The 16,583-nt window shown below is 74.0% G+C and carries 14 protein-coding genes; 4 read left to right on the forward strand and 10 right to left on the reverse strand.

Features of this window, described 5'->3' with window-relative positions; genetic code table 11:
• Positions 1-55: 55 nt before the first annotated feature.
• The 5 genes from ACIRF9_RS39995 to ACIRF9_RS40015 form a co-directional block, all read right to left on the reverse strand.
• Positions 56-2,110: an SWIM zinc finger family protein gene (locus ACIRF9_RS39995; protein ID WP_403833075.1), complete on the reverse strand. Its 2,055-nt coding sequence runs from the start codon at positions 2,108-2,110 to the stop codon at positions 56-58.
• Positions 2,111-2,976: 866 nt separating this feature from the next.
• Positions 2,977-5,808, reverse strand: a complete 2,832-nt coding sequence (locus tag ACIRF9_RS40000; RefSeq protein WP_403832877.1) for an SNF2-related protein — start codon at positions 5,806-5,808, stop codon at positions 2,977-2,979.
• 132 nt (positions 5,809-5,940) lie between these two features.
• Positions 5,941-6,534, reverse strand: a complete 594-nt coding sequence (locus ACIRF9_RS40005; RefSeq protein WP_403832879.1) for a sugar kinase — start codon at positions 6,532-6,534, stop codon at positions 5,941-5,943.
• A 124-nt stretch (positions 6,535-6,658) separates the two neighbouring features.
• Entirely contained in the window at positions 6,659-7,807 is a 1,149-nt protein-coding gene (locus tag ACIRF9_RS40010; protein ID WP_403833078.1) for an ROK family glucokinase, read from the reverse strand.
• A gap of 138 nt (positions 7,808-7,945) precedes the next feature.
• Positions 7,946-8,683 (reverse strand): GntR family transcriptional regulator, encoded by a 738-nt coding sequence (locus tag ACIRF9_RS40015; RefSeq protein ID WP_403833081.1) that lies wholly within the window; start codon positions 8,681-8,683, stop codon positions 7,946-7,948.
• Between the two features lie 129 nt (positions 8,684-8,812).
• Between ACIRF9_RS40015 and ACIRF9_RS40020 the strand changes: the two genes are divergently transcribed.
• Positions 8,813-9,817, forward strand: coding sequence for a Gfo/Idh/MocA family oxidoreductase (locus ACIRF9_RS40020; RefSeq protein ID WP_403832882.1), 1,005 nt, complete (start codon positions 8,813-8,815; stop codon positions 9,815-9,817).
• A 47-nt stretch (positions 9,818-9,864) separates the two neighbouring features.
• On the opposite strand, the gene ACIRF9_RS40025 is transcribed toward ACIRF9_RS40020, so the two are convergent.
• The 3 genes from ACIRF9_RS40025 to ACIRF9_RS40035 all read right to left on the reverse strand — a co-directional run bounded on the left by ACIRF9_RS40025 (position 9,865) and on the right by ACIRF9_RS40035 (position 13,091).
• Entirely contained in the window at positions 9,865-11,049 is a 1,185-nt protein-coding gene (locus tag ACIRF9_RS40025; RefSeq protein WP_403832885.1) for a cytochrome P450, read from the reverse strand.
• Positions 11,050-11,093: 44 nt separating this feature from the next.
• Positions 11,094-11,765, reverse strand: coding sequence for a response regulator (locus tag ACIRF9_RS40030; protein ID WP_403832887.1), 672 nt, complete (start codon positions 11,763-11,765; stop codon positions 11,094-11,096).
• A 63-nt stretch (positions 11,766-11,828) separates the two neighbouring features.
• Positions 11,829-13,091, reverse strand: a complete 1,263-nt coding sequence (locus tag ACIRF9_RS40035) for a sensor histidine kinase (protein ID WP_403832890.1) — start codon at positions 13,089-13,091, stop codon at positions 11,829-11,831.
• Between the two features lie 179 nt (positions 13,092-13,270).
• On the opposite strand from ACIRF9_RS40035, the gene ACIRF9_RS40040 reads away from it, so the two are divergent.
• Both ACIRF9_RS40040 and ACIRF9_RS40045 read left to right on the forward strand, forming a co-directional pair.
• Complete coding sequence (locus ACIRF9_RS40040) at positions 13,271-13,471, forward strand: hypothetical protein (protein WP_403832892.1); 201 nt, start codon at positions 13,271-13,273, stop codon at positions 13,469-13,471.
• Positions 13,472-13,614: 143 nt separating this feature from the next.
• On the forward strand, positions 13,615-14,001 hold the full coding sequence (locus tag ACIRF9_RS40045; protein WP_403832894.1) for a ribonuclease domain-containing protein: 387 nt from the start codon (positions 13,615-13,617) through the stop codon (positions 13,999-14,001).
• Between the two features lie 143 nt (positions 14,002-14,144).
• Here the strand turns inward: ACIRF9_RS40045 and ACIRF9_RS40050 are convergent, their stop codons facing one another.
• Complete coding sequence (locus ACIRF9_RS40050; RefSeq protein ID WP_403832896.1) at positions 14,145-14,771, reverse strand: dihydrofolate reductase family protein; 627 nt, start codon at positions 14,769-14,771, stop codon at positions 14,145-14,147.
• Positions 14,772-14,854: 83 nt separating this feature from the next.
• Complete coding sequence (locus ACIRF9_RS40055) at positions 14,855-15,676, reverse strand: AIM24 family protein (RefSeq protein ID WP_403832898.1); 822 nt, start codon at positions 15,674-15,676, stop codon at positions 14,855-14,857.
• A 132-nt stretch (positions 15,677-15,808) separates the two neighbouring features.
• Between ACIRF9_RS40055 and ACIRF9_RS40060 the strand changes: the two genes are divergently transcribed.
• Positions 15,809-16,555, forward strand: coding sequence for an SDR family oxidoreductase (locus ACIRF9_RS40060; protein WP_403832900.1), 747 nt, complete (start codon positions 15,809-15,811; stop codon positions 16,553-16,555).
• Positions 16,556-16,583 lie beyond the last annotated feature (28 nt).

A 16,583-nucleotide genomic window follows, 5' to 3' on the forward strand; every position in this document is an offset into this window, starting at 1 on the left:
TTCGGGTGATCGGAGTTCGCCGCTGGGGCTGATCTGCGTGTGTGATGGACGCTGATCAGAGTTCGTTGTTGCCGCCCAGCCCGGTCAGGGCGCCCACCGGGTCGGGGTCGGGGGTGCCGCGCGGCCACCAGTCGTCGTGGCCGGGCTCCGACTCGTACGCGTACCACAGGCCGTCGCGGCCGAGGCGGAGCTGGACATGGCCCCGGGGGTGGGTGAGGTGGTTGCGCCAGGGGCGGAAGGCGGGGAGGTCGGCGGCGAGGAGCTGCGGGCGGGCCCGGTCGAAGCGGCCCGCCGGGGGATCCCAGGGCTCCTCCAGGACGGTGAGGCCGTCCGGGCCGCCCTGCCGCCAGGCGGCGACCGCGCGCGCCAGCTCGGACGGGGTGCGGCCGGCGGCGGAGGCGAGGGAGGCGTAGAGGGAGCGGGTGCCGGCGGTGAGCCCGGAGCCGGGGCGGGCGGCGGCCAGCCGTACGGCGTCCTGCCAGAGGGTCAGTTCGCCGATCTCGTCCCGGCCGGTGGCGAGCAGGGCGTGGGCGCGGGTGGCGGCGTCGGTGGCGAGCTGGTCCAGGGCGAAGGAGTCGGGGCCGTTCGGCACGGACGGGTAGGCCGGGGGCTGCCCGGGGTGCGGCGGGGCGGGCAACGGGGGCGGCAGCGACGGGAGTCGGGCGTCGCGGCTCAGGGCTACGGCCTCGGAGGCCCGGATGCCCGGCAGGGGTGCCGGTTCCTGCTCCTGGGCGGCGCGGGCCGCGCGGGTGGCGTTGCGGCGGGACAGCGCGTCCAGCAGTTCGCGTTCGCCCCGGCCGCGCAGCAGGAGCAGTACGAACGGGTCGGCGTCCAGCAGACGCGCGGTCTGGTAGCAGAGGGCGGCCGCGTGCTTGCAGGGGTGGCCGCGGTCGGGGCAGCTGCAGTGCGGGTCGAGCTCGCCGGGGCCGGGCAGCAGGGGCACCCCGCAGTCGGCGAGGGACTCCGGCATCTCCTTGTCGAGCAGCGCGGCGATGTGCGCGGGGCGCTCCACCGCGGCGTCCAGGAACCGCTCCCAGTCGTCGTCCTCCAACGTCCGCAGCCGCACCTGCACGCGGTAAGGCCGCGGACGGCTGCCCTGCACGTACGCGAGGACGAGCCCGGGCGTGACGGTGATGGCGTCCACATGCCCCTGCTGGGCATACCCCCGCCCACGCGCCAGCCTCTTGACGTCCAACGCCCCCTCCTCCAGCGCGGCCACCCAGGCATGGCCCCACCAGGTCTCCGCGAACCGGGCGTCCGCGTCGCCGCCCGCACCGGGGAGGGGCGGGAAGGCCGGGAAGGTGCGGCGGTGGTCACCGTCGCGGGAGGGGGCGGCCATGGAGCGGGGGGAGGGGTGGGAGGTGGAGGTGGAGGTGAGCCGTGACTCGTCCGGGAGGGCACGGGCAGGGCTCGGGCCGTCGGGGGCTCGGTCGGCAGCCGGGGCAGGCACGTCTCCGTGCTCTGCGACGGCGTCGGCTGTGGTCGGAGCGGTGGACGCAGGCGCGTCGTCCTCCGAGGGCATGCGGAAGGCACCGGCGAGGAACTCCCGTACGTCGCGAGCGCGTTCGCGGGCGGCGCCCCGGTCCAGCGGGCCGCTGCGGCTCCGGCGCGTGAGGGTGGGGTCGGTGCCGGCGGCGGGGATGCGTCGCCCGGCGGCGCGGGGTGAGGCGCGGCCCGGCCCGGCGTCCGGCCCCGCCGCGTCGGCCTCATCCTGCCGCGCCTTGGCCCGGGCGGCCCGCAGAGCCTCACGAGCGATGTCCGCCGGGCGGGCACCCGGAGCGGGGGGCTTCGGCGCAGGGGGGCTCGACGTGGGGGTGCCGGACGTGGGTGTGCCGGGGGTGGGAGTGTCGGAGGCAGGTGTCCCGGACGTCGGTGTGCTGGACGTGGGTGTGCCGGAGCTGACTGTGCGGGAGGCAACTGTGCCAGACGCCGACGCGCCGGAGACAGGGGAACCGGAGGTGGCGCTGCCCGACGTGAGGGTTCCGGGCGTGGCGCTGCTCGGCGTGGGAGGTCCCGGCGTGGCCCTGCCCTGCGTAGAGGTTCCCGGCGCGGGTTTCTCGGGCCCCGAAGGGGCTGGAGCGGAAGCGGCGGCGCCGAGCGCTCGCCGCAGGGCCGCCCGGGCGGCGTCGGCGGGCCTGGGGGCGGCGCCCTCGCTCGGCTCGGGCCCAGAAGTCCTGAACCCGGGCTCGGCGTGACCGGACGGCTCGGGCCCGGCCTCTGCGTGACCGGACAGCCCGGACACGGTCTCCGCGCGACCGGACAGCCCGGACACGGTCTCCGCGCGACCGGACAGCCCGGACACGGTCTCCGCGCGACCGGACAGCCCGGACACGGTCTCCGCGTCGTCGGGCGAGGCATCGGCGGGCGAGGCATCGGCGCACTCGGCCTCGGAGGCGTCGGAGACGGCTACGTCAGGGACGGCGACGTCGGGGACGCCACCGCCTCGTCCGTGCCCGGCACGCGCCGACCGCCCCGCGGGCACCTCCCCGGCACTCCCCGACACCCCCTCGCTCCGACTCCCCCGCTCCCGCGCCGCCCGCAGGGCACGCCGCACCACGTCGGCAGGACGCTCGCCCTCGTCTCCGCGCCGCGCCCCGGCCGTCTCTTCGCCTTCCCTTCCCTGCGCCCCGGACCGCGGTACGGCCGCTGCCGCCGCCCCGGAGGCCGAGGCGGTCCCGCCCCCCGCGGACTCCTCCTCCCGTGGCACCGGCGTCTCCTCACCTCCGCCGACCGCACGCTCCCCCGCCGAACCAGCCCCCTCAGCCCCACTCACCGCACCCTCCTCACCCCCACCGACCGCGCCCTCCCCCACCCAACCCACCGAACCAGCCCCCTCAGCCCCACCCACCGAAGCCCCTTCAGCACCGCTCGCCGTGCCCTCCCCCGCGCAACTCGCCGCGTCCGTCCCGGCCGACCCCTCCGGCGTCGGGTCCTCGGCCCCGTTCGCCCGTGCCCGCTCTTCCCGCGGAGCGTCCATCACGGCTCCCTCCGCAGGCGCACCAGGTCCGTCAGTTCGCGGTTGGTGAGTTCGGTGAGGGCGGACTCGCCGGAGCCGAGGATCGCGTCGGCCAGGGCGCGCTTGGATTCCAGCATCTCGGCGATGCGATCCTCGACCGTGCCCTCGGTGATGAGGCGGTGGACCTGGACGGGCTGGGTCTGGCCGATGCGGTAGGCGCGGTCGGTGGCCTGTTCCTCCACGGCCGGGTTCCACCAGCGGTCGAAGTGGACGACATGACCCGCTCGGGTGAGGTTCAGGCCGGTGCCGGCGGCCTTGAGGGAGAGGACGAGGACCGGGGTGGCGCCGCTCTGGAAGCGGTCCACCATGCGTTCGCGCTCCGGGACCGGTGTACCGCCGTGCAGGAGGTCCACGGGGATCGCGCGGTGGGCGAGGTGGGCGGCGATCAGGCGGGCCATGCCGACGTACTGGGTGAAGACGAGCGCCGAGCCGTCCTCGGCGAGGAGGGTGTCCAGCAGCTCGTCGAGGAGGGCGAGTTTGCCGGAGCGGGCGGACAGGCGCTCGCCGACGGGGGCGGTGTCCTCCTTCAGGTACAGGGCGGGGTGGTCGCAGATCTGCTTCAGCGCGCCCAGCAGCTTCAGTACCAGGCCCCGGCGGGCGATGCCGTCCGCCGTCTCGATGGCGAGCATCGACTCGCGCACCACCGCCTCGTAGAGGGCGGCCTGTTCCCGGGTGAGCGGCACCGGGTGGTCGGTCTCGGTCTTGGGCGGCAGCTCGGGCACGATCCCGGGGTCGGACTTCTTGCGGCGCAGCAGGAACGGGCGGACCAGGCGGGCGAGGCGCTCGACGGCCTCCGCGTCCTCGCCGTTCTCCACGGCGCGCGCGTGGCGGGCGCGGAAGGACTTCAGGGGGCCGAGGAGGCCGGGTGTCGTCCAGTCCAGCAGGGCCCAGAGCTCGGAGAGGTTGTTCTCGACGGGGGTGCCGGTCAGGGCCACGCGCGCGGGGGACGGGATCGTGCGCAGGGCCTTCGCCGTCGCCGAGTACGGGTTCTTCACGTGCTGGGCCTCGTCCGCGACGACCATGCCCCACGGCTGTCCGGCCAGCGTCGCGGCGGCGGAACGCATCGTGCCGTACGTGGTGAGGACGAAGCCGCCGTCCAGGTCGGCCAGGCTGCGGTCCTGGCCGTGGAAGCGGCGGACGGGGACGCCGGGCGCGAAACGGGCGATCTCGCGCTGCCAGTTGCCCAGGAGGGAGGCCGGGCAGACCACCAGGGTCGGTTCGGTGCGGGCCCGCTCGAGGTGGAGGGCGATGACGGTGATCGTCTTGCCGAGGCCCATGTCGTCGGCGAGGCAGCCGCCGAGGCCGAGGGAGGTCATGAGGTCCAGCCAGGCCAGGCCCCGGAGTTGGTAGTCGCGGAGGGTGGCCCGCAGGCCGGCGGGTGGTGCCGCGGGGCGTAGGCCCGCCGTGAGGCGGTCGCGCAGGGCGGCAAGGGCGCCGACGGGGACCGCCTCGACGGTCTCGCCGTCGACCTCGGCGGTGCCGGTGAGGGCGACGGACAGGGCGTCCACCGGGTCCAGCAGGCCCAGTTCGCGCTTGCGGGCCTTGCGGACCAGGGCCGGGTCGACCAGGACCCATTGGTCGCGCAGGCGTACGACGGGCCGGTGGGCCTCGGCCAGCGCGTCCATCTCGGCCTCGCTGAGCGGGTCGCCGCCGAGCGCCAGCTGCCAGCGGAACCGGAGCAGTTCCTCGCTCTCGAAGAAGCCGGTGCCGTCGGTCGCCGAGCCCGGAGCGGGGCGTACGACGGCGGCGGCGCTGAGGTCCTGTGCGAGGTCCCTCGGCCAGTGCACGGCGACTCCGGCCGCCGCGAGCCGGGTCGCCGCCACTCCGAGCAGATCGCTCAGCTCGTCCTCGGACAGGGCCAGTACGTCGGGCGCGTCCTGTTCGGTGAGCCGGGCCAGCGGCGGCCACACGCGCGCCGCGCGCCGCACGGCGAGGGCCGCGTCCACGCGCGCGCGGGGACCGAAGGCCGCGTCCGCCTCGCCCGCCCACAGGGCCGTCGCGTCGGTGACCAGCGTCGGGTCGGCGAGGCTGTGCGCCTGGACGATCGCGGCACCCGCGCTGCGCACCCGCTCGCCGTCGTCGGACACGTCGAACATGTCGTACGCGGACAGGTCGAGGCGCAGTGAGATCCGCACGCCCGCGTCCATGCCGGCGGCGACCTCCGCCGCCCACTCGTGCGCGCCGGGCAGCCGCTGGGGCCGGCGGTCGGCGAAGGGTTTCCCCGAGGCGTGGGGCGCGGCGGGGGTGCGGGGCAGGGTGTCCGCGACGGCGTCCAGGAAGGCGCGCATCAGGGCCTCGGGCTGCGGCAGCCGGAGCGGGCCGGGGCCGGGCAGGGGGACGGCGTGGCCCTCGTACGGCAGCGCGGCGGCGACGGCGCGCAGGTGGGCGACGTCCTCCGGGTCCAGCGGACCGGCCCGCCAGGCGTCGTGGCCGGCCGGGGTCAGACCGGGCAGGAGGCGGCCGCGGGCGGTGAGCCGCAGCGCGTGCAGCGCGGCCGCTCCCCAGCAGGCCGTGGCGGGGTGGGCGGCGGGGTCGCGGCGGGCGCGCACGAGCAGCGGGAGCGCCCGGTCGAGGGGCAGTGCCAGGGCCGGGGCCTGCCTGCGGCGGACCGAGGCGCCGTGCGGGCGGACGACGGTCAGCTCCGTGGGCTCGGCGGCCGGCGCGGCGGGCAGCGGGGCGTCCTGCGGGTCCCAGAAGGCGATGCGGCCGTCACGCGGGAGGGGGGCGGGCAGGAAGACGGCGGCGAGGCGCACCGGGACGCCCACCTGTTCCACCGGAGCCGTGTCGCTCATACGCCCTGTCCACCTCCCGCCCGCGTGTCGGATCACTCGTCTTCGACTCTACGGGCGGGGTCTGACAATCGGTCCCGGTGCCGCGTCCCGGGCCGTACTCCCGGGCCACGCTCCCGGGACGCGGCCGCCCGGTCAGGGAACCGTGCGCGAGACGACGTAGACGAAGGGGTACGTCGGGTTGCCGTAGTTCACGACGACGTCCAGGGTGGGCGTCGGGTTCTTCTTCTCGCGGACGATGCCGAAGAACTCGCCCGTGCGGGCACCGGGGCCCTTGAACCGCCAGCCCGTGATGTCCTGGTCGCGGGCGCTGATGGTGATGTCGCCCTGCTTCAGGTCGTCCCGGCTGACGCCGATCTCCGCGAGGAACTGGTCCAGGCCGGCGTGCGTGGTCTGGAACTGCACGTAGAGCCGGCTGGTCTTCCAGTTGTTCGTCTCGTAGTAGGCGACCTGGTTGGACGGGTGCGGGACCGGCACCTGGTAGAGGCGGCGCTGGACCTTCGAGGGCCAGCCCTCGGTCAGGCCGGTCGCGGAGTACTTGGCCTCCTTGTCCTTGCCGCTGTCCCGGCTCTGGTTGGCGGAGATCACCAGGTAGCCGGCCGGGACCCCGATGAGCAGCACGATGATCAGCAGGGTGAGCGCCCTGCGCCGGATCACATGGCGGCGGTCCTCCGGCGGCCGGGACGGCTCGTCGGGGGGCGCGGCCTGGCGGGGCAGCGAGGCCGTCATGCGGTGTCCCTGGTCGTACTGGTTGTGCCGGCCGTGCAGGTCGCGCGGGGTGTACGGGTCGTACTGGCCGTACGAGTCGTGCGGGGTGGCCAGGTCGTACGGGTCGTGCCGGGTCGCGCCGGGGTCATGCCGTGTCCTGGGTGCGGCGAGCCGCGTCCGTGAACCGTTCGAAGCGCTCGTACCGCTCGACGCGGCGCCGCTTGGCGCGCCGGAAGCGGCGGGCGACCAGGCGCGCGAGGTCGGCGGCGCCGACCATGCCGGCCTCGGGGCCGAGCTGGGCGCGGACGATCCGGGCCTCGGGGCGGTAGCCGCGGCCGGTGAGCTGGCGCTTGAACGCGTCCCGCGCGGGGGCGATCAGCAGGTCGTCGGCGGCCGACACCCCGCCGCCGATCACGAAGCAGGACGGGTCGAGGGCGGCGGCGAGGTTGGCGATGCCGACGCCGAGCCACTGGCCGATGTCCTGGAGCAGCTCGATGCACATCGCGTCGCCCTCGCGGGCCAGCTCGGTGATCATCGGGCCGCTGATGTCACCGATCTGCCCCTTGACGTGCTCGATGATCCCGTACGCCACCGGGGAGTCGGCGGCGGCCAGCTCCTTGGCCTCTCTGACCAGGGCGTTTCCGGAGCTGTACTGCTCCCAGCAGCCGCGGTTGCCGCACGGGCAGCGGTGGCCGCCGGGCACGACCTGCATATGGCCGAACTCGCCCGCGACGCCGTACTTGCCGCGCTTGACCTGGCCGTCCTCCAGGATCGCGCCGCCGATGCCCGTGCCGAGCGTGATCATGACGAGGTGGTCCTCGCCGCGGCCGGCGCCGAAGCGCCACTCCGCCCAGGCGGCGGTGTTGGCGTCGTTGTCGACGAGGACGGGCACGGAGAGCCTGCCCGAGAGGCGGTCCCGCAGCGGTTCGTTGCGCCAGGACAGGTGGGGCGCGAACAGGACGCGGTTGCGGTCGGCGTCGACCCAGCCGGCCGCGCCGATGCCGACGGCGTGCACGTCGTGCCGGTCGGACAGGTCCAGGACCAGTTCGACGATCGTGTCCTCGACGACCTTCGGGCTCTTGGACTTGTCCGGGGTCTCCGTGCGGACCTTCTCCAGGATGTTGCCGTCGGCGTCGACGACGCCCGCCATCACCTTGGTGCCGCCGATGTCGATGCCCACCGTCGGCACGCGGGGTGCCGTCAGGTGTGAGCGGCGCTCGCGGGTGCCCACTGTCCGCAGGGCGGGGGCACGCCTGGAGCCGATGGGGGCGCTGAAGTTGCCGTAGGTGCTCATCGTCGCCGATTCTGCCTCACGGTTGCGCCGGGTGCCGAGCGGGGCAGAAACGGGGTGGTTCCGGACGCCGGTGGCTGACAGCATGCCGTCGCTTTGTACGGACAATGCGACGCCCGTCCGCACCCCTCAAGGGTGCGCTCAGGACCTCACGAGCAGCTGGAACTCGAACGAATAGCGGGTCGGACGGTAGATGTGGTCGCCGAACTCGACCGCGCGGCCGGTGTCGTCGAAGGTCGTGCGCTGCATGGTGAGCAGGGGGGCGCCCGCCTCCTCGGCGAGGCGCTCGGCCTCGGCGGTGGTGGCGGCGCGGGCGCCGATGGACTGGCGGGCGCTGTGCAGGGTGATGCCGGCGGCTCGCATCAGGCGGTACAGGCCGGTGGCCTCCAGCTGGCCGGTGTCCAGGTCGAGCAGGCCGGAGGGGAGGTGGTTGCACAGGTACGCCATCGGCTCGCCGTGCGCGAGCCGCAGCCGTTCGACCCGGTGCACGTCGCTGCCCTCGGCGACGGCGAGGGCGGCGGCGACCTCGGCGGACGCGGGGACGACCGTGTTGACCAGGACGGTCGTCGCGGGGCGCTGCCCGGCCGCCTCCAGGTCGTCGTAGAGGCTGCTGAGCTCCAGCGGGCGCTTGACCTGGCTGTGCACGACCTGCGTGCCGACGCCCCGGCGGCGCACCAGCAGGCCCTTGTCGACGAGCGACTGGATCGCCTGGCGCACGGTGGGGCGGGACAGGCCGAGCCGTGCGGCGAGCTCGATCTCGTTGCCCAGGAGACTGCCGGGGGTGAGCGAGCCGTGCTCGATCGCGGCCTCGAGCTGCTGGGAGAGCTGGAAGTACAACGGCACCGGAGAGCTGCGGTCCACTCGGAGGTCGAGCTGCACGGTCGGGTCCACTTCTGGTTTCGGCACCCGCCGAGCGTAGCCCCGTGCGCTGTTGACGGGAAGTTGTGTAGTTCGGTTGTCCGGACATACGCATTGACAGCGCCCGTGCTCCGACGCCACTTTGTTTTCATGCGCATCGGGGTCATCGGGACGGGCCGCATAGGCACCATTCATGCGAACACACTGAGCCGTCACCGCGAGGTCGGATCCCTGATCCTCACGGACGCGGAGCCCGCGCGGGCCCAGGAGCTCGCGCTGCGGCTGGGCGAGACGGCCGCCCCCGGCGTGGACGAGATCTTCCGCTGGGGCGTCGACGCGGTGGTGATCACCACGGCGACCTCCGCCCACGCCGAACTGATCGGTCGGGCAGCACGCTCCGGGCTTCCGGTGTTCTGCGAGAAGCCCATCGCCCTCGATCTGGCGGGGACCTTACAGGCGATCGCGGAGGTCGAGGCCGCGGGAACGATCCTGCAGATGGGGTTCCAGCGCCGCTTCGACGCGGGCTACACGGGGGCCCGGGAAGCCGTACGGTCCGGTCGGCTCGGGCGGCTGCACACCGTGCGGGCGCTGACCTCCGACCAGTCGCCGCCGCCCGCCGAGTGGCTGCCGGTGTCCGGCGGGATCTACCGGGACGCCCTCATCCACGACTTCGACTGTCTGCGCTGGGTGACCGGGCGCGAGGTGCGGGAGGTGTACGCCGCCGGGTCCGACGCCGGTCCCGCGATGTTCCGCGCGGCGGGGGACGTCGACACGGCGGCTGCGGTCCTCACCCTCGACGACGGCACCCTCGCCACCGCCACCGCGACCCGGCTGAACGGCGCGGGCTACGACGTCCGCATGGAGCTGGCCGGGGAGCTCGACCAGATCGTGGTCGGCCTGGACGACCGTACGCCGATCGCCTCCACCGAGCCCACCGGTCCGCCGGCCGCGGACAAGCCCTGGGGCGGCTTCCTGGAGCGCTTCGGCCCCGCGTACGAGGCCGAACTGGTCGCCTTCGTGGAAGTGCTCCGGGGCGAGCGCGCCAACCCCTGCGACGGGCGGGAGGCACTGGAGGCCTTCCGGATCGCGGAGGCGTGCGACGTGTCACGCCGGGAGCGCAGGGCGGTGTCGCTGGCGGAGATTCCCCGGGGGTGATGCGCCCGGCCCGCCAACGGCCCCTGCCCTTACCTCCGGCAGCCGTGCTACCAGCGCACCGGCAGGCTGCGCATGCCGCGCATCAGGGTGCCGGGGAGCCATTCGCCGGGTGGGCCGTCGAGGGTCAGGGCGGGGGCGCGGTCCAGGAGGGTTCGTAGCGCGGTGCGGGCCTCCAGGCGGGCCAGCGGGGCGCCCAGGCAGTAGTGGATGCCGTGGCCGAAGGCGAGGTGGCCGCGGGTGTCGCGGCGGATGTCGAAGCGGTCGGGGGCCGGGTAGCGGTCCGCGTCGCGGTCGGCGGCCATGAGGCCGATCATCACCGGCTCGCCCGCGGCGATGGGCGTGCCGCCGATCTCCAGGGGCTCGGCGGCGAAACGGAACGTGGCGTTCTCCACCGGGCCCTCGTAGCGCAGGGCCTCCTCGACCGCGCCGTCCAGGAGGGCCGGGTCGGCGCGCAGGGCGGCGAGCTGGTCGGGATGGGTGAGCAGGGCGTGCACGGCGTTGGTGATGAGGTTGACCGTCGTCTCGTGGCCGGCGATGAGCAGGACGAAGGCCATGCCGCGCAGCTCGCCGGGCGAGAGCCGGTCGCCGTCCTCGGCGGTGGTGCGGATCAGGTCGCTCAGCAGGTCGCCGCCGGGGCCCGCGCACCGCTTGTCCTCGATCAGCTCGGTGAGGTACTCGGCGAGCCGCACGAACGCGTCGTACTCGCTCTCCGCACTGGTCGGCGCGACGGCCTCGGTGGACAACTTGCGGAACTCGGCGCGGTCCAGCTCGGGGACGCCGAGCAGCTCGCAGATGACCGTGATGGGCAGCGGGTAGGCGAGCGACTCCACCAGGTCGGCGCGGCCCTGCGGCAGCATCGCGTCGAGCAGGTCGTCGGTGATGCGCTGGATCCTCGGCCGCAGTTCCTCCACCCGGCGCATGGTGAAGGCGCGCGAGACCAGCGCGCGCAGGCGCGTGTGCTGCGGCGGGTCGGCGGTCAGCAGGTACTTGCCGATCAGTTCCTCGTCGAGGAACGTGAACCCGATCCGGCTGCCGTCCTTGGACAGCCGGGGATCGGCGAGGGCGGCGCGTGCCTCCGCGTACCCCACCACGAGCCAGGTCTCGTGGTACCCGTCGGGCACGGGCAGCCGTACCCGGTGCACCGGGCCGCGCTCACGCAGCCGCGCGTACACCGTGTGCGGGTCGCTCCGGAACCCGTCGCCGAACTCCCCCAGGTCGATGACCGTCGTCATGGAATTCCCCTCCCCGTCACCGCGACAACGCACGGGGGCCGCGGCTAGTGCCCGTCTTCGTCGAGGAGGCCGGCGTCGTACGCCAGGAGGGCGATCTGCACGCGGTTGTTGAGGCCGAGCCGGGCCAGGACGCGCGAGACGTGGGCCTTGACGGTGGCGACGCTCATGAAGAGCGCGGCGGCGATCTCGGCGTTGGACAGACCCCGGCCGACCGCGACGGCGACCTCGCGTTCGCGCTCCCCCAGGGCGGCGAGCCGCTCACGCGCGCGTGCGCGGCGGGTGTCGGCGGCCGAGCCGGCCGCGTGGTCCATCAGCTGCCGGGTGACGGTGGGCGACAGCACGGGGTCGCCGGCCGCGACCCGGCGCACCGCGTCCAGGATCTCGGCGGGCGGGGTGTCCTTGAGGACGAACCCGGCGGCGCCGGCGCGCAGCGCGCGCAGCACCTGTTCGTCGGCGTGGAAGGTGGTGAGGACCACGACCTGCGGGGCGTCGGGGCGGCCGCGCAGCCGCTCCGTGGCGGTCAGACCGTCCACGGCCGGCATCCGGATGTCCATGAGGACGACGTCGGGGCGGGTGCGGTCGACGAGCTCCTCGGCCTGAGCGCCGTCGGCGGCCTCGCCGACGATGTCGATGTCGTCGGCGCCGCCCAGCATGAGGGACAGACCGGCGCGCACCAGGGGATCGTCGTCGACGAGGAGGAGTCTGATCGCAGTCATGGCCCTTACGTAATCACGGTTCGCGGCACGGGAGTTGTCCGGACGTCACACGGTCGGCGGCCGTCAGAGGGCCCCCGGCCACGGCAGCCATCCCCGTACCTCGAACCCGCCGTCCGCCCGGGGCCCGTGCTCCAGTCGTCCGCCGGCCAGGGACGCCCGTTCGGCCAGGCCGATGAGGCCCTGGCCGGAGCCGGGGACGTGCGGGACGTCGCCCTCGGGGGCGGGGTTGCGCACCATCACGGTGAGGCCCTCGCCGGGTCCGCCGCAGACGGTCACCGCGGCCTCCGTGCCGGGGGCGTGCTTGCGGGCGTTGGTGAGGCACTCCTGGGCGATGCGGTAGGCGGTGCGGCCCACGGAGGCGGGCACCGCGCCGGCGTCGGTGACGCGCTGGTCGAGGGTGACCTTCATACCGGCCTCACGGGACTCGGCGACCAGCGCGTCCAGGGCGGCCAGCGTCGGCTGCGGACGGCCGCCGTCGTCGGGTTCGCCGGCCCGCAGGACGCCGATGATCTCGCGCAGGTCCTGGAGTGCCTCGTGGGCACTCTCCCGGATGACCCCGGCCGCCCGCACGATCTCCTCGCGGGGTGCGTCCGGGCGGAACTCCAGCGCGCCCGCGTGCACGCTGAGCAGCGTCAGCCGGTGCGCGAGCACGTCGTGCATCTCGCGCGCGATGGCCTCACGGGCCAGCCGCTGCGCCTGCTCGGCCCGCAGGTGCGCCTCCGTCTCGGCGCGCCGCGCCCGGTCGCGCAGGCTCAGCATGAGCTGCCGCTTGGACCGTACGAACATGCCCCAGCCGATGACCGCGAGGGTGAGGAGCGCGGTGAACAGCACGGCGGCCGGGTACGCCAGGTCGGGTTCCGGGCGCAGCCAGAAGAACACGGGCATCAGCGCGAGGCCGGCGCCGCCGACGCAGGCCACGTACCGGAAGGGCCGGTGCACGGCGAGGGTGAACAGAGCGACCAGGCCGGCGCCGCCCGCGGTGTTCGACACGAAGCCGACGGGGATCATCGCCACGGCGAGCCCGAGCGGCCACCGGCGGCGCAGCCAGACGGCGGCGCAGGCGAGCGCGCCCACGAGCTGGTCGGCGACGGCGAGGGCGTGCGGGAGGTCCGGGTCGTCGCCCAGGCTGTCGGCGGCCAGCAGGCCGGTGACGACGGCCAGCAGGAAGCAGGTGAAGTCGACGGCCCAGTCGCGCGCGGTACGCCGGGGCCGCCGCCCGGACCCCTCGGTGTCCGGGTCGAGCTCGGCGGCCAGCGCGGACGGCAGCAGCCACCGGCGCCGCACGAGCCCCGCGGGTGTCCGTACCGCGACGTCGTCAGCCCTCATGGCCGACCAATCTACGCAGCGCGTGGCGGCCTTACCTCCCTGCCGACGGGACTCCCTACGAAGGTCGCGCCACCGTCTACTTTCGGCGCGGCCGGCCCGGCGGTTGCGCTCCTTCCGTCGGTCGCGCCTCGCCCCGCGGCCGATGCGGGCAGCGTTGCGGCGGGGCGAGGGTCGTCATCATGAAGGAACTCCTGGAGGTACTCGGTTTCCTCGCCCTCGTGCAGGGCGTGCTGGGCCTGGTGCACGAGTTCGCGCACTGGCGGATCGGACTCGTGCAGCGGATCGGCTTCCTCGACGGCTACGAGGTCTACGCGAGCGTCGCGCTGGTCGTGCTGGCGTTCGCGCTGTTCGCCGCCGCGGAGAGCCGGAAGCCGGGGTGAGCGGCGCAGGCGCGCGCCGGCTCGAACGGCCTGATGGAGACGCCGTTCGCCAGGTTAACTTCCCGAAAACTCATCGGACTTGACGGGAAAATCTCCGGAGTTGTCATTGACATGCCACACTCTACGCGCGTCATCATGAGGTCATGAGATTCCCCCCACGTGCAACACGCATCGGCGCCGCGGCAGCCCTTGTGTCCGCCCTCCTGGTGGGCGGCACCGTGGCCGCGACCCCGGCGGCCGCCGCGGTCGGCAGCATCTGCTACAGCGATCTGCCCTCCCAGGCGTACGACACGCTCGAACTGATCGAGGAGGGTGGCCCCTTCCCGTACTCGCAGGACGGCTCCGTCTTCCAGAACCGGGAAGGCGTCCTGCCGAGTCAGCCCACCGGCTATTACCACGAGTACACCGTGAAAACGCCGGGCTCCTCCACGCGCGGTGCACGTCGCATCGTGACTGGCGAGGAGTACGAGGAGGACTACTACACCTCCGATCACTACGCGTCGTTCGACCTGATCGACTACGACTGCTGATCCCCCCACGGATCAGTCCGAGGAACAGCGCAACCCACTGACCGGGTCCAGCCGCAGAGCCCCTTGCCCCGCGTACCCCCCACTTCGTTCCTGGACGCGGGGCAAGGCGCATTCCGCCTCACGGCAGCGTCCTCGGTTGCCCGCTAGTCGTTGTTCGGGAGTACGTACGAGCCGTAGCGGGGCCGGCCCTCCAGGTCGTACGTCTGGATGGAGACGCCGGCGGCGGTGACGCGGCCGCCGGTGTGGCGGAAGGCGGTCGGTACGGCGCCGTCGGCGAAGAAGCGGCGGCCGGTGCCGAGCACGACCGGGAAGCTCAGCAGGTGGAGCGTGTCGACGAGGTCGAGGGCCAGCAGGGACTGGACGAGGGCGCCGCTGCCGTGCACCTGGAGCTCGCCGTCGGTGCTCTCCTTGAGGGCGGTGACCTCCTTGCCGAGGTCGCCGCCGATGACCGTGGTGCCGGCCCACGCGGGGTCGGTGAGGGTCGACGAGGCGACGTACTTCGGCAGCGCGTTCAGCTTGCCGGCGACCGGGTCGCCCGGGTCGGTCACCTTCGGCCAGAACGAGGCGAAGATGTCGTAGGTCCGGCGGCCGAGGAGGAACGCGCCGACCTTGCCGAAGACCTCGTTGATGAAGCCGCCGAAGTCGTCGTCGCCGTACGGAAAGCTCCAGCCGCCGTGCTCGAAGCCGTCGCGCGTGTCCTCCTGGGGGCCGCCGGGCGCCTGGTAGACGCCGTCGAGGGTGACGAAGATGGTGGAGACGAGCTTGCCCATGGCGGGTGCCTGCTTTCTTGAGCGGGGTCCGTTGTCATCAGCTCAGACCCCGCAGGCGCCCGCAACTCATCGGTGCGGCGGCCTCAGCCGACGTTCGTCGAGAACAGTCCGCCCGTCGGGCCTTGCTTGTCGCCGCCCTGGGCCTTCTTCAGGGCGTTGGCGAGACTCTCGATGGTGAGGGACTGCAGGATGACCCGGCCGTTGCCCTCCAGGGTGGCCAGGGACAGGCCCTCGCCGCCGAACACCGCGTTCATGATCCCCTGGCGGTTGAGGCCGCCGACGCGCTGGACGCCGTACTGGATGCCCTCCTCGAAGGCGACCACGCAGCCGGTGTCGACCTCGATGCGGCCGCCGAAGTCGGCCGGGTTCAGGTCGATGAAGTTGCCCGCGCCGGCGATGATCACGGTGCCGTACCCGGTGAACTTCTCGAGGACGAAGCCCTCGCCGCCCTTCATGCCGGTGCGGCCGCCCTGGAAGGCGATGCCGAAGTCGACGGTGGACTCCGCGGCCACGAAAGCGTCCTTCTCGGCGAACCACGCGCGGGTGCCGTCCAGCTCCAGGGCGCGCATCTCGCCCGGGAGCACGCCCGCGAAGCCGACCGTGCCCTCGCCGCCCTGCGCGGTGAAGTACTGGAACGCCAGCGACTCGCCCGCCAGGGCGCGCTGGCCGACCTGCATGGCGGTGCCCATGGCCTGGCGCAGCATGCCGCCCATGCCGCCGCCGGCGCCGCCGCCGCTCTGGGGCTGTTGGCCACCGCTCGACGGGCCGCTCAGCCGGGTCTCCATGGTCACGTTCGTCGTCTTGAACAGGAACTTCCCGGCCTCGCAGTACACGGTCTGGCCGGGGCCCAGGTTGACGACCGCCATCTGCATGGCGTTGCCGACGATCTCTTGCTTAAGGGTCACAGGGGGAGAACGCGGGAGGTGGAGCGAAGAGTTCCGCCTCCTTCGCGCGGGTCCGAGGTCGGTGTCCGTCGGCCGCCGGCACGCGCGTGTGCCGGCAGGTGGGATGGAGCCATGACAACGACCCATGGACCCATGACAACGACCCGCGGAACCCTGGACGGCAAGGTGGCCCTGGTGACCGGCGGCGGCCGCGGCATCGGCGCCGCGACGGCCCTGCGGCTGGCCCGGGAGGGCGCGGACGTGGCGGTGACCTACGTGAACGGCAAGGAGGCGGCCGCGGACGTCGTACGGGCCGTGGAGGCCCTCGGACGGCGGGCGGTGGCGCTGCGCGCCGACTCCGGGGACGCGGCGGAGGCGGCGGGCGCCGTGGAGCGCACGGCGGAGGCGCTCGGCGGTCTCGACGTGCTGGTGAACAACGCGGGCGTGGGCGTGCTGGGGCCGCTGGAGGGCCTCGGGCCCGCCGATGTCGACCGGGTGCTGGCCGTGAACGTGCGCGGGGTGTTCCTCGCCTCACGGGCGGCGGCCGGGCGGATGGGGGCCGGGGGCCGGATCATCACGATCGGCTCGTGCATGGCGCAGCGGGTGCCGGGGCCCGGGGGGACGCTGTACGCGATGAGCAAGGCGGCCCTGGTGGGGCTGACGAAGGCCCTCGCCCGGGAGCTGGGGCCCCGGGGGATCACGGCGAACCTCGTCCACCCCGGTCCGATCGACACGGACATGAACCCGGCCGACGGGCCGTACGCGGGCGCGCAGGCGGCGATGACGGCGCTGGGGCGGTTCGGGGCGGCGGACGAGGTGGCGTCGACGGTGGCGTATCTGGCGGGGGCGGACTACGTCACGGGTGCGGAGTTCGCGGTGGACGGCGGACACGCGGCATGAGCCGTCCCTGGGCGAGCCGAGCCCCGAT

The sequence above is a fragment of the Streptomyces sp. NPDC096132 genome (assembly GCF_044763345.1).
Taxonomy (GTDB): domain Bacteria; phylum Actinomycetota; class Actinomycetes; order Streptomycetales; family Streptomycetaceae; genus Streptomyces.

Excerpts from the sequence above, each read along its gene's own strand:
- ACIRF9_RS40000 (WP_403832877.1), bottom strand. The coding sequence starts at position 5,808 with ATGAGCGACACGGCTCCGGTGGAACAGGTGGGCGTCCCGGTGCGCCTC.
- ACIRF9_RS40005 (WP_403832879.1), bottom strand. The coding sequence starts at position 6,534 with ATGACGGCCTCGCTGCCCCGCCAGGCCGCGCCCCCCGACGAGCCGTCC.
- ACIRF9_RS40010 (WP_403833078.1), bottom strand. The coding sequence starts at position 7,807 with ATGAGCACCTACGGCAACTTCAGCGCCCCCATCGGCTCCAGGCGTGCC.
- ACIRF9_RS40020 (WP_403832882.1), top strand. The coding sequence starts at position 8,813 with ATGCGCATCGGGGTCATCGGGACGGGCCGCATAGGCACCATTCATGCG.
- ACIRF9_RS40025 (WP_403832885.1), bottom strand. The coding sequence starts at position 11,049 with ATGACGACGGTCATCGACCTGGGGGAGTTCGGCGACGGGTTCCGGAGC.
- ACIRF9_RS40030 (WP_403832887.1), bottom strand. The coding sequence starts at position 11,765 with ATGACTGCGATCAGACTCCTCCTCGTCGACGACGATCCCCTGGTGCGC.
- ACIRF9_RS40035 (WP_403832890.1), bottom strand. The coding sequence starts at position 13,091 with ATGAGGGCTGACGACGTCGCGGTACGGACACCCGCGGGGCTCGTGCGG.
- ACIRF9_RS40040 (WP_403832892.1), top strand. The coding sequence starts at position 13,271 with ATGAAGGAACTCCTGGAGGTACTCGGTTTCCTCGCCCTCGTGCAGGGC.
- ACIRF9_RS40045 (WP_403832894.1), top strand. The coding sequence starts at position 13,615 with ATGAGATTCCCCCCACGTGCAACACGCATCGGCGCCGCGGCAGCCCTT.
- ACIRF9_RS40050 (WP_403832896.1), bottom strand. The coding sequence starts at position 14,771 with ATGGGCAAGCTCGTCTCCACCATCTTCGTCACCCTCGACGGCGTCTAC.
- ACIRF9_RS40060 (WP_403832900.1), top strand. The coding sequence starts at position 15,809 with ATGACAACGACCCGCGGAACCCTGGACGGCAAGGTGGCCCTGGTGACC.